Source organism: Candidatus Avelusimicrobium stercoris, assembly GCF_002437085.1.
GTDB lineage: Bacteria > Elusimicrobiota > Elusimicrobia > Elusimicrobiales > Elusimicrobiaceae > Avelusimicrobium > Avelusimicrobium stercoris.
The window spans coordinates 1-12,061 of the sequence record NZ_DJOA01000004.1; the positions used below are offsets into that span (position 1 = coordinate 1).

Sequence of the window (12,061 nt, forward strand, 5' to 3'; positions counted from 1 at the left end):
AAAACTTCCCCCAGAAAACCTTGCCCCATAAGACTGCGCCAACCTTAAATAATGGACTTTATGACTTTTACATAAATAATTTACCACCCACCGTTAAAGAAATTAACTATTAAATTAAGGGGGGGGCATTTGGGGCGCTACTCCCAAACAAAACTATCCATACATCACAAAGACAAAGAAAGATCCCACAGCCCTCGCACAACAAATTTAACTCACTCTAAAAACTGCAAAACTGGGAGAATATCAAGCATATTTCCAAGATTAAAGACGCGGCGGCCAAGGTTGTATCTTTCTTTGACGCTGACAAATGGATTGGTAAAGCCTAACGGCGAAAATAACACTGGGCGGCACGTAAAAATTGATGGCGAAACGGGCGAAACCAAAGCGGGTATGGGTGGCAAGTTTGACGGGAAACATATCTCGCAAGTGTATAAAGAGGTGGAAGCCAAGCCCTCAAAATCCGCGCCCGGCTCGCCCAAGAAGCCCGAAAGGCCCGCAAAGGAACAAGAGCCTGAAACAAAACTAAGTACGACTAATGCGTGTTTACAGTGCTCTCCTAGAAAAAACACATACAGGCCCTACTGTATTACGGGATGATGACAGCGGACTTTATGAAATTGGGGCACAGAGCCCCAGCAGGCTGCTAGGGGCGATTTGCTATAATATTGGAAATAACAATACAAAATAAGGAGCGTTTGTTTGAAACATTTAAATATGCTGGAAAGGGTAGCCTAACCGGGAGGTTAGTGTTACCTTATGTTGCACAACCTCTTGGTATTGCGCAAAAAATTATCAGGAGGAATTTATGAATTATTTAATTCGTTTAGAAAAGAAAGAGGAACAACGTACCGTAGAAAATTTAGTAAGAGAGACCTTTTGGAACGTCTATCGTCCGGGGTGCTTGGAGCATTATGTTTTGCACTGCTTGCGTACAGACCCTGCCTTTGTGCCCGAGTTGAACTTTGTTTTGGAGCTGAACGGGCAGATTATCGGGCAAAATGTATTCGTCCGCGCGAATATTAAAGCCGATGACGGGACAAATATCCCGATACTGGCAATGGGGCCTATTTGCATTACCCCTGCTTACCAAGGCAAAGGCTATGGCCAAAAATTGCTGGATTACTCGCTAGACAAAGCCAAAACCTTGGGCTATGGCGCAGTATGTTTGGAAGGAAATATCGGCTTTTACGGCAAGAGCGGGTTTACTTTTGCCCGGAAGTTCGGTTTTCGCTACCACGGCTTGCCTGCGGGGGCGGACGATTCCTTCTTTTTGTGTAAGGAATTGCGCCCGGGATATCTGCAAGGCGTTACAGGGGAATATGCTCCCCCCGCTGTGTATTTAGTTGACCCGGATAAGGCCGAAATCTTTGATAAAAACTTTCCGCCCAAAGAGAAACTAAAATTGCCCGGTCAGTTGTTTTAATATCAGGCCCCGCACTATAAACGAGCGGGGCCAGTAATAGCATATCCCTTTCCTTTTTCCCATATATGAAAATAAAAAAACGCATATCTGAGTTAGAGATTATAAGATTTATTTGTTGTTTGCTGATAGTTTTACACCACGCTGATGTATTTTCCGCGTATTCAATGAATGGACAGTACGCCGTGGGCTTCTTTTTTATATTGAGTGGCTTTTTTATGCAGCAAGATGCCGCCAAAAGTCTGCATTCTTCTGTACCGTTTGTAAAAGAGAAATCCACTTTTACTTTTATCCTATCCCGTTTTAAGCATATTTTCCCTTATTTTATTGTTTCTATTGCGGTAGGACTAACGGCTTGGAGTGCTATGCGGTTGGTGGTAGGCCCGTTGTTGTGGAAAATATCCCACATTTGGCCGGAAGTATTTTTGCTTCAAATGTTTGCCTCTTGGCCGAGTGGTTGGTGGATTACCGGGGTTGCGTGGTTTTTAGGCGCATTGTTTGCCGGCCAACTGCTCTTATACCCAGTGGCAAAATTTTGCGCCAAAAGGTCTATTTTCGGAATTTTTGTTATTTCTACCTTTATCAGTTGGGGAATTATCTTGGTAGGGTTTCCTAATGCGTTTAAAGAGCCGGGGAGTATTTGGTTTGGAACACTTCGCCAAGGCCTTTTGTTGGCGTGGGCAGGGTTAAGTTTTGGTGCGGCATTAGGGGAAATATATGAATATTGTCCGCTGATGTTTTTGAAAAAATGGGCCAATGTGCGTTTTTTGTTGTATTTTATTGCGTTGAGTGCAATGTTTACAAATTGTCCGGGGTTGTGGATTTGGGGTATCTTGGGGTGTGGCATTTTACTGAGTGTTTTGCGGGCCAATACAATTAAGTCTAAGTTATCCAATCTCTCTTTGGCTAATTTTTTAGGAGAGTGGAGCATAACCTTATATTTAAATCATTACTATTGGGCTTTGGGTATAAATACTAAATTTCCTTTTTTCCCTGCCACTACCAAGTGGGCACTCTATTGGGGGTTAAGTTTTCTCACTTCTTTATTTGTATGGTGGTTGGTTCGTCGGGTCGGTCCTTATTTGTGGGATACAATGCAACGATTAGCGTGAAATGTTAAAATATCAATATGAGTATTGAGTTTTTGTTTGTTTCGTTTTGTCTGGCCTTGTTACCGGGGCCGGACATTTTGTTTGTATTGGCGCAGAGCGTTACGCGCGGTTTCCGCCCGGCGATTGCCGTTAGTTTGGGCCTTTTTAGCGGGCTTTTTGTACATACGGCCGCGGTGGCGCTGGGGGTAGCGGCGTTGGTGGCCGCCTCGCCTGTACTATTTAAAGTGATTAAAATTTTGGGCGCACTCTATTTGGTGTTTTTGGGAATTAGTGCTTTGCGTGCCGCTCCCGCCCCAGCGGCGGTCGGAGCCCCAATAGCAAACTCCCAGGCCCCCTTTGTCTTTGGTAAATTTTACCGCCGCGGGATTATTATGAATTTGTTAAACCCCAAGGTGATTATATTCTTTCTGTCTTTTTTGCCGGGCTTTGTTCCTGCCGGAAGTCAACACATTGGCTGGCAGTTGGTGGAGTTGGGGCTCGGTTTCGCCCTCGTCAGTTTGGTAGTTTTTGGCCTAATTAGTGTGTTTGGCGGGTGGCTTAATAAACGTTTCCATATTGCGCGTTATTCCGCGTCCCGCCCGTTTGCGTGGATTACGGCGCTCCTCTTTTGGGGTATTGCCGGGTGGATTTTGCTCGGCTAATTTAGTAGCCGCCCGTTGTCGTTCCAATCTCCGTACAACAGGCCCGCCTTCGTGTTTTGTAAGAACTTTTCCAGCCTGCTTTTAAAAAGCGCGGGCTGGCTTCTTTTTATTTGGATTGTGTCTATCCGCACCCGTTTGTATAGGGGCGGCAACTTTTGGAAGTTACGCCATAGGACTGGGTCCGTCTGCAACGCTTCCAAAATTTCCGGCAGAATAATAAAGCCCGCCTCGCTCATATCAGGCAGAACCGCGCGCCCGGCATCCGTCATTAATCCTAACTTTTCAAGCCGCCGGCAGCGTTCCTTGTTCAGTTCGGACCATAAACTGCCCTTTCGGCGCGGGGCAAAGCGTTGGGCCGTGCGCCCGTCCGGCAGTTTTTTAACGGTGCTGTCTATCCAGCCGAAGCAGAGCGCTTCCTCTACCGCGTCTAAATACCAAAAGGTTGTTTTGTCTGTCGGGCGACCGCGTTTTACGCATACCCAGCAGTCCTTTTCCCGCGCGCTATGTTGCAGTAGCCACGCACGGAACTCAGTCCGATTTTTAGCGGTTAATAGGTTATTGTAGTCCATTTTCCTTCTTTTTGTGGTGGAAACTGAACGGAAGAGACGGCTTTTTCAGTTTAACCTGTTTCACATAGCGCAGTAAATTGGTAAATATTTTATGAAATCCAAAATGCGGGGAAGTCATTTCCTGTATGGCGTGCTCGCGCGGCCAGTCTTCCACCGTCATACGGTAGAGGGCTATCATTGTACCCGTGCGGTCGGACCCGTAGCGGCAATGGATGTAAATAGGGTAATTTGCGGGGTTGGAAAGCAGTTTTAATACTTCGTCCACGCTCTCTGTATTTAGCATAACGGGATTTATCGGCACCTGATATACCGTAAGCGGCAGTCCCGCTATTAATTGTTTATTTTGCGGGGTAACGCGCAAATTGATGACGGTTTTTACGCCCAGTTTGACAAGTTCCTCATAACCTTGACGGGTGGGCTGGCCGCCACGGTAGAGCCAAGGGGAAACCTGATACGCATTTGGCAGGCCGGGGTTAGAAAGGGTTTTCGCCGCGCGGAGTTGTTGGGCTTGTAGGGCTTGGGTTACTATTTGGTGTTCCAGGTTTGCGCGGTATTCGGGGGCAAGCACCGCGGGCAACTGCACCTTGGGCATTTGCACATTTAGCGGGCGAATAGTGTGGGTTTTTACTTTGGGGATGTGTACTTGCACCCGGATAGGCTTTTTAGGGAAAAGTGCCTTTCGCTGGGCCTGTGCGTCCGCGGCCCCGCATAAGGAAAAAATAAAAATAAGTAATAAACACCAAAACCGCATATCTATACTATACCTGTTATTAGACTTCGGGCACAAGGGCATAAAGACCTATAAAAGGCCTGGGCCCTTTTAGGCCCTATTTGATATAATAAAACTATCAAAAGGGGAAATTTATGTTATTACGCAAGATGCTTGCTTTGGTTGGGTTGGTGTTATTATCCGTGCCGGGGTTTAGTTGGCGGTTTATTGATTACTTTGCAAACAGTACCCAACAGGGGCGCAAAATTCCTTTGATTAGCCGGCTGGTGCGTGGGGAAACCTTGCCTTATTTTGTGCATATTAGGGGCCCGTGGAACTTGGAAAAACTGGACGATATTTTTGTGCGCTCCTTTAACAGTTGGCGTATCTATACCTTGCAAGAACTGAGCGAAGCCCGGCGCGAAAAAGAATTTAAGGATGTGGTAAAAACGCTTCAAACGCCGTGGAAGTTTGAAATGCGGCCCTATTTGTCCTGTGCGGATTTTGAAAAGACCCCTTGGCAGGAACTGGCCCGCCCAGTGGCGGTGGCCAATTTGCCCCAATACCTGGAAATATACCCCGCGCATTGCTCGCCGGCGGTGCGGGAGCGTATGGATAATTACAGCAGGGAAGTGCAAGACAGTTTTTCCTCCTCTTATGTAAATATGGCGCAAGAACAAGCACAAAATCAATCTGGGCGGTATGTTTCTTGGGAAGCGGTAGGGCAGGCATTGGCCATAGATGAAGATGTTACGTCTGTTTATACAGATTCAACGCTTAATGCCCTTTTTGTACCATTGCTGGATACGGATTCCTTGTTTCACGAAATGGGGCACCTGCTGGGCTTTGCGGATCAATATCCTATCACGGAGGATGAAGAATATAGTTTGGAATATGGTTTATCTGGTTATTGGCCCAGCATTATGCAAAATGGAGCGGAGACAAAGGACTATGCCTATTTTTCTTGTACGGATGCAGACGGGATGATTAATTTGCTGGATTTTGTTAATCAGCACGCGCGCGGCGGGAAAAAGGGCTGGAAAACCCTGTGCCGCCAGGAAAATATACAATACGCCAGTTCCCGCCAGTTAAACCGCCCGCCCTTTGTAGTCCCGCCCTATGTATATTTTTATGACGAAAAAGGGGAAAAATTGTATAGCCGCAAAGAGGAGATGGACGTTTATGCGCCGATTACCTTGCCGTGTATTCCTTACTATGGAAACCTGCATAAAGGAGTTCCCCAGACAGACGGAACGCTGCTTGTTACTGCTAGCGGAATAGAAGAACATCTATATTATACCCCTATATCTGTAAGTGCTTGGGTGGAAGATCTGCAAGACAAAGGACTTTTTAGTGTATTTACGCTGATTTTTCTGCCGGACGGGGACTATGTATATTGGCAAGACCCTTGGTATAGCGTTATAGACCGCAATGATATTAAAGTATCTGCACTGGTGGGGGATTCCCAATTGCTTCTGATTTGGAAGCCGGAGGATGATTTGTCCTCATTAGGGTTGAGCGCCATATCCCGTGAACAGGCCGGCAAGTTTAAGAAGGAGGATACTGCCTCTACTTTTATAGCGGTTAAAGACGCCCAGGACGACACAACCACTGTATCTTGGGAAAGCAACCCCCAATACCCCGAATACGATACTTATTTAAAATCGGTCATCAAATTAATGGGTAATGACCTAGACGATAAAAATTTAAGGAAGAATACTTATGTAATGGCCTTACTGTCTTTAATTGGTAAAGGAGTGGAAAACGCCGATTGGGAAAAAATCGGAAGTGGGATGATTGACTTTATGCGAAACGCCTATATAGAATATGGTAACGAATATCAAACGGATAAAGTGTGGGCATTTTTGGATTCCTTTCAAGATGTACATAATGTATTATGGAGCACAAATTTCTTAAATAAAAACTGGTCCGAAGTCTTTAAAACGGGAAACCCGGCAAAATGGCAGGAAGTAATGCAAGAAAGGGACACAATTTGGACCGGATCACCCCAAATATGTGCTAACGAGCCAACGGACTTTTACCCGGCGGATAACCCGCTAAAAGCCACTAAATGGTGCCCGGAAAACTAAGCGGGGAAATATAGAAATTTCCTTAAATTTTTGGTATAATAATTACAAGAGCCGCGGATAAAACGTTTGCAAAAAGGATTGCATTTGGCGGCTTTTATTGATAAAATATAATAGAAGTAATTAACCCGATTTTTAACGAGAACCATAACTCCTCCGACGGTAAAACGAAGGGAAGGGAGTTTGTGGCTGTCGTTTTCTCTGCCTAAAAAAATGCTTTTTAGGCGCGGAAAATAAGGCTGGTTCCGTTATTAAAACAGGCAATAAAATGAACCTGACAAAAGACCAAAAGAAACAAAAGTCGCAAGACTTAGCTTCTGAAATTACCGCTAGTGGCACCCTGTTCTTCACGGCCTACCAAGGCTTGAAGTTCGTGGATATGGCTGAACTGCGCAAACAATTAGCGCCCGCCGGAGCAAAATTCCGTGTGGAACGCAACGCTATCGTAGATCACGCCATCCGCCAAGCCAACATTGAAGGCGCTGATGAGAAACTCTTTCAGGGCCCGACGGCTATTGCGGTCGGCGGAGACATTGCCGCCGTCGCCAAAACGTTGGTGGACTTTCAGAAAAAGTTTACGGCTTTGAAGCTTCGCGCTTGCTATTCTGATGGCGTCTGGTACAACGAAGACCAGGTTAAACAGTTGGCTACCATTGGTACCAAAGAAGAAAACCTGTCCAAGTTGGCCGGTGCGTTGTACAACGCGGTCGCCCAGTCTGCGCAAGTGTTGCAAGCTCCGATACGGGATTTTGCCTACGTTATCAAAGCCTTGGAAGACAAACAACAAGGCAAATAGTAACGTACGCGCCGATGTTTGGCGCGCGGAAAACGGGTGGTGCTTTTGGGCGCGGAAGCGTTACGGAAGCGATTTTGGATTTTGGCAGGCGTGATTTTCATTTTCTTTGCGACGCAGCATAGTGGAAATTATGTAAGGAGCAAAAAAATGGAAATCCGCCCCAAAATACGAAATGGTGCGAGCGGAATAACCGTTCGTTACGCCAGTTGTTTTCTCAGAAGGTAAAATCTAAACCCGCCAAGTGCGGTAGTAGCCCGAAAGGATAAATGCACGGGCCTAAACACGGTTTAGGCAGAAGGCAGCTACTCTATAAGAAACAAGGAAAAAATAAAATGGCTAAATTGACCAAAGAAGAATTAGTAAACGCTATTGCTGAACTCACCGTTCTGGAACTCTCCGAACTCGTGAAAGCTATTGAAGAAAAATTCGGCGTGAAAGCCGCTGCTCCGGCCGTGGCTGTTGCCGCTGCCGCTCCTGCTGCCGCTGCCGCCGCTGAAGAAAAAGACGAATTCAACGTTGTGTTGACTGCTGTTGACGCTGCTAAGAAAATCTCCGTCATCAAAGTAGTGCGCGAAATCACCGGCTTGGGCTTGAAAGAAGCCAAAGACTTGGTTGAAGGCGCCCCGAAAGCCGTAAAAGAAAACGTTGCCAAAGCCGAAGCTGAAGAACTCAAAAAGAAAATCACCGAAGCCGGCGGCACCGTAGAACTCAAATAGTTCAACCAACGAATTATTAATCCCACCCCTCGCATTTTAGCGGGGGTGGGATTACGTACCCTATACGGGGTATAACGGCGGACCGACAGCCGAGTGCGTTGCGGCCCCGTCCGTCCGCTAACAAATAGCAGGAAGAAAAGAAATGATTGAAAAACAAACAAATTTCGGCAAAATTTCCACCAAACTTCCCTTACCCGATTTGCTGGACATGCAAAAACAGTCCTTCGTGGATTTTTTGCAATTAGATGTCCCTCCCGCCAAGCGGGAATTGAAAGGCTTGCAAGCCGCTTTTGAAGACGTTTTCCCTATTGAAGCTCCCGATGGGAGTATGAGACTTGAATTTTTGAAGTACGAACTGGGCTCGCCCCGTTACGCTACCCCGGCAGAAGCCGCCGTGCGCGACAGTACCTATTCCGCTCCGTTAAAGGCTATGATGCGCTTGTACGTCAAGCAGAAAAACGGAAAAATGAAAGAAGCGTCCGACCAGGACGTAACCCTTTGTGATTTGCCCTTAATGACCGATGCCGGCTGCTTTGTCTTCAACGGCGCTGAACGCGTGGTTGTCAGCCAGATGCACCGCTCCCCGGGTATTATTTTTGAAGAAGACGAAGAAAAGAAACAGTCCACCTTTGGTAAACGCTTGTACGTGGCCCGCATTATCCCGTACCGCGGCGCGTGGATTGAATTTTCGTTTGACCTTATGAACGCGCTGTGGGTCCGCATTGACAGAAAGAAAAAAGTGCTGGCCTCCACGTTCCTTCGCGCTTGCGGCCTGGAAACCAACGCACAAATCATCCAGACTTTCTATAAATGCGAAGACATTGAGGTCAAGGCTTCCAATATTGAAGGCGTCATCGGCCGCTACGCTGCGGACGATATTTACGATCCGGCCACCGGCGAAGTGCTGTGGAACCTGGACGATAAAGCCGCCTTGCCTATTGACGATAAACTTTTCAAAACCTTAATTGAAAAGAAAGTTAAAACCATTAAAGTCATCTGCGGTAAACCCCGCCAGGATGACCCCGGTATTTTGGCCACCTTGGAGCACCGCAAGGATTCTATCCGCACGGCTGCCGAAGCGCAGGCTGAAATCTACAAAAAGATGCGCGGACAGGATTTCGTCGTAAAAGAACAGGCGGAAACCTTCCTGAACAACTTAATTTTTGACAACATCCGCCGCTATGATTTGAGTTTTGTCGGCCGCTATAAAATCAACAAAAAGTTTGCCAATATGTTTGATTTGATTAGCAAATTCAAATTCAAAAAGTTCACCACGCCGAAAGATAACCGCCGCACCTTGTCTCCCGAAGACATTATTGTTACGGTTAAATATTTGCTCGCGTTGAACGCTGGCGAAGACGTGCAGAAAGAATACGGCCCGGACTTTTCCTTTAAGATTGACGATATTGACCACTTGGGCAACCGCCGCGTGCGCGGTATTGGTGAATTGTTGGAAAACCAAATCCGCATCGGCCTTTCCCAAATGGCTAAAACCGCCCGCGACCGTATGAACCGCGAACTTACCTCCTTCACGCCCCGTGCGCTTGTAAACGCACAGCCCGTGCAGGCGATTGTCCGCAAATTCTTCGGTACGTCCCAACTTTCCCAGTTTATGGACCAGATTAACCCGCTGGGCGAATTGACGCACAAGCGCCGTTTGTCCGCTTTGGGTCCCGGTGGTTTGAACAGAAAGCGCGCCGGCTTTGAAGTGCGCGACGTACACTATACGCACTATGGCCGTGTCTGCCCGATTGAAACCCCGGAAGGTCCGAACATCGGTTTGATTACCTCTTTGGCCTGCTACTCCCGTGTAAACAAGTACGGTTTGATTGAAACCCCGTACCGCAAAGTTGTAAACGGTAAAGTAACTAACCAGGTGGAAGAATTAACCGCTGACGCCGAAGACGATAAATTTGTAGCCCAGGCCAATACGCCCTTGGGCAAAGACGGCAAAATTGAAACCGACAGAGTCGCCTGCCGTGTCCGCGCGGATTATCCGTACGTGGAACCGAAACAGGTGGACTATATGGATGTTTCCCCGCTGCAAGTCATCAGTGTGTCCGCCGCGCTTATTCCGTTCTTGGAACACGACGATGCAAACCGTGCTTTGATGGGTTGTAACATGCAGCGCCAGGGTGTGCCGCTCCTTATGCCGGAAGCCCCGTATGTGGGTACCGGTATTGAACACGAAGTCGCCCGCGACTCCGGTACCGCCGTTGTGGCCCGCCGCGACGGCCGCGTCCAGTTCGCCGACGCTTCCAAAATCATCATTGAAGCCAAAGACGGCTCCTGTGATGTATATGAACTTTTGAAATACAAACGCTCCAACCAAGACACCTGCATTAACCAGCATCCGATTGTCAAATCGGGCGATAATGTGAAAGCCCGCCAGGTAATCGCCGACGGTCCGTCTATGGACAACGGCTACCTCGCTTTGGGTCGCAATATGCTCGTAGGCTTTATGTGCTGGGAAGGGTATAACTACGAAGACGCCATCTTGGTATCTTCCCGCTTGGTAAAGGACGATGTATTTACCTCTATCCACTTGCACGAATTTACGGTGGATGCCCGTAACACCAAATTGGGCGCGGAAGAAATCACCCGCGATATCCCGAACATTGGTGCGGAAGCCTTGTCCCACTTGGACAATGACGGTATCGTATTACCCGCCACGGTGGTGGAACCCGGCGATATTTTGGTCGGTAAAGTAACCCCGAAAGGCGAACAGCAATTAACCCCCGAAGAACGCTTGCTCAAAGTAATCTTCGGTAAAAAAGCCGATGACGTGGTGGACGCCTCCTTGCGCGTACCGCCCGGCACCAGCGGCAAAATTTTGGGCACCCGCGTTTTCGTCCGCAAAGAAAAACTGACGAAAGCCGAAGAAAAAGCCCGCTTGACCGCGTTGGAAAACGAAAAAGACGCGACGCTGACCCTCTTAAAGGAACAACGCAAACGCGCTTTGGCCAATGCCAAAGAAACCATTAAGAAGGAAGCCGCTCTGAAAGAGGAAGAAGCCCGCATTAACGCGCTGTACAAGTTAATGGAAAAGAAAGCGGTGGAACACTACGAACGCGAAATTGAGTTCTCCAAACAAGGTGACGAACTCGCCGTTACGGTGAACAAATCCGTTAAAGTGTATATCGCTTCCAAACGCAAACTCCACGTGGGTGATAAAATGTCCGGCCGCCACGGTAACAAAGGTGTGGTGGCGCGTATCTTGCCGGAAGAAGATATGCCGTTCTTGCCGGATGGCACCCCGCTTGACATTGTGCTTTCCCCGTTGGGTATTCCTTCCCGTATGAACGTCGGTCAGTTGCTGGAAACGATGCTCGGCTGGGCCGCGCACTACCTGCACTACAACGCTGCCACCCCGGTCTTTGACGGTCCGAGCGAAGCGGACGTGGTGAACGAAGTACGCAAAGCCAAAGAAAAGATTTTGGACGATAAAGGTCTTACCGGCAAGGCGCGCGAAGAATATGCTGCCAAATACCTGCCGGACGATTACTGCCGCATTACGCTTTACGACGGCAGAACCGGCGAACCTTTTGAAGAAAAAGTAACCATTGGTTATATGTATATGATGAAACTGATCCACTTGGTGGAAGACAAGGTTCACTCCCGCTCCACCGGGCCGTACAGTTTGATCACGCGTCAGCCCTTGGGCGGTAAAGCCCAGTTCGGCGGTCAGCGCTTCGGTGAAATGGAAGTGTGGGCTATGGAAGGTTATGGCGCCACTTACACCTTGCAAGAATTCTTAACCGTGAAATCCGACGACTTTGTCGGCCGCACGAAGATGTATGAATCCATTGTCAAAGGCGAAGCGCCCACCCAGCCCGGCGTGCCGGAATCCTTTAAGGTATTAATTAAAGAACTCCAAGCGTTAGGGTTAAGTGTAGAACTTCTTAAAAACGTTGAAAACGGCGAAACGCCGGACGCCTCTTCCGATAAAAAGGAAGAGGCCCCTGCCGCTCCTGCACAAGAAGAAGGAGCCGCTAAATAAGCCGGGGATTT

9 protein-coding genes are annotated in these 12,061 nt (G+C 47.9%); 7 read left to right on the forward strand and 2 right to left on the reverse strand.

Features of this window, described 5'->3' with window-relative positions; genetic code table 11:
- Window positions 1-805: 805 nt before the first annotated feature.
- The 3 genes from B2118_RS00140 to B2118_RS00150 all read left to right on the forward strand — a co-directional run bounded on the left by B2118_RS00140 (window position 806) and on the right by B2118_RS00150 (window position 3,173).
- Entirely contained in the window at window positions 806-1,423 is a 618-nt protein-coding gene (locus tag B2118_RS00140) for a GNAT family N-acetyltransferase (protein WP_428052251.1), read from the forward strand.
- 65 nt (window positions 1,424-1,488) lie between these two features.
- Window positions 1,489-2,532, forward strand: a complete 1,044-nt coding sequence (locus B2118_RS00145) for an acyltransferase family protein (RefSeq protein ID WP_428052253.1) — start codon at window positions 1,489-1,491, stop codon at window positions 2,530-2,532.
- 17 nt (window positions 2,533-2,549) lie between these two features.
- Entirely contained in the window at window positions 2,550-3,173 is a 624-nt protein-coding gene (locus B2118_RS00150; RefSeq protein WP_428052255.1) for a LysE family translocator, read from the forward strand.
- Here the strand turns inward: B2118_RS00150 and B2118_RS00155 are convergent.
- Both B2118_RS00155 and B2118_RS00160 read right to left on the reverse strand, forming a co-directional pair.
- Complete coding sequence (locus tag B2118_RS00155) at window positions 3,170-3,742, reverse strand: YdeI/OmpD-associated family protein (RefSeq protein WP_428052257.1); 573 nt, start codon at window positions 3,740-3,742, stop codon at window positions 3,170-3,172. The genes B2118_RS00150 and B2118_RS00155 overlap by 4 nt on opposite strands.
- Window positions 3,729-4,493 carry a fused DSP-PTPase phosphatase/NAD kinase-like protein gene (locus tag B2118_RS00160; protein ID WP_428052259.1) on the reverse strand — a complete coding sequence of 255 codons (765 nt, stop codon included), beginning with the start codon at window positions 4,491-4,493 and terminating at the stop codon, window positions 3,729-3,731. Before B2118_RS00160 ends, B2118_RS00155 begins: the two co-directional genes overlap by 14 nt.
- A gap of 113 nt (window positions 4,494-4,606) precedes the next feature.
- Here B2118_RS00160 and B2118_RS00165 point away from each other — a divergent pair, with 113 nt between their 5' ends.
- From B2118_RS00165 to rpoB, 4 genes are all read left to right on the forward strand, one after another.
- Window positions 4,607-6,541 carry a hypothetical protein gene (locus B2118_RS00165; protein WP_428052261.1) on the forward strand — a complete coding sequence of 645 codons (1,935 nt, stop codon included), beginning with the start codon at window positions 4,607-4,609 and terminating at the stop codon, window positions 6,539-6,541.
- Window positions 6,542-6,806: 265 nt separating this feature from the next.
- Window positions 6,807-7,334, forward strand: coding sequence for a 50S ribosomal protein L10 (gene rplJ, locus B2118_RS00170; RefSeq protein ID WP_177745971.1), 528 nt, complete (start codon window positions 6,807-6,809; stop codon window positions 7,332-7,334).
- Between the two features lie 332 nt (window positions 7,335-7,666).
- Entirely contained in the window at window positions 7,667-8,050 is a 384-nt protein-coding gene (gene rplL, locus B2118_RS00175; protein ID WP_428052262.1) for a 50S ribosomal protein L7/L12, read from the forward strand.
- Between the two features lie 142 nt (window positions 8,051-8,192).
- Window positions 8,193-12,050 carry a DNA-directed RNA polymerase subunit beta gene (gene rpoB, locus B2118_RS00180; RefSeq protein WP_428052264.1) on the forward strand — a complete coding sequence of 1,286 codons (3,858 nt, stop codon included), beginning with the start codon at window positions 8,193-8,195 and terminating at the stop codon, window positions 12,048-12,050.
- Window positions 12,051-12,061 lie beyond the last annotated feature (11 nt).

Coding starts and splice junctions, on each gene's coding strand:
- B2118_RS00155 (WP_428052257.1), bottom strand. CDS start 3,742: ATGGACTACAATAACCTATTAACCGCTAAAAATCGGACTGAGTTCCGT.
- B2118_RS00165 (WP_428052261.1), top strand. CDS start 4,607: ATGTTATTACGCAAGATGCTTGCTTTGGTTGGGTTGGTGTTATTATCC.
- rplJ (WP_177745971.1), top strand. CDS start 6,807: ATGAACCTGACAAAAGACCAAAAGAAACAAAAGTCGCAAGACTTAGCT.
- B2118_RS00150 (WP_428052255.1), top strand. CDS start 2,550: ATGAGTATTGAGTTTTTGTTTGTTTCGTTTTGTCTGGCCTTGTTACCG.
- B2118_RS00145 (WP_428052253.1), top strand. CDS start 1,489: ATGAAAATAAAAAAACGCATATCTGAGTTAGAGATTATAAGATTTATT.
- rplL (WP_428052262.1), top strand. CDS start 7,667: ATGGCTAAATTGACCAAAGAAGAATTAGTAAACGCTATTGCTGAACTC.
- rpoB (WP_428052264.1), top strand. CDS start 8,193: ATGATTGAAAAACAAACAAATTTCGGCAAAATTTCCACCAAACTTCCC.
- B2118_RS00160 (WP_428052259.1), bottom strand. CDS start 4,493: ATGCGGTTTTGGTGTTTATTACTTATTTTTATTTTTTCCTTATGCGGG.
- B2118_RS00140 (WP_428052251.1), top strand. CDS start 806: ATGAATTATTTAATTCGTTTAGAAAAGAAAGAGGAACAACGTACCGTA.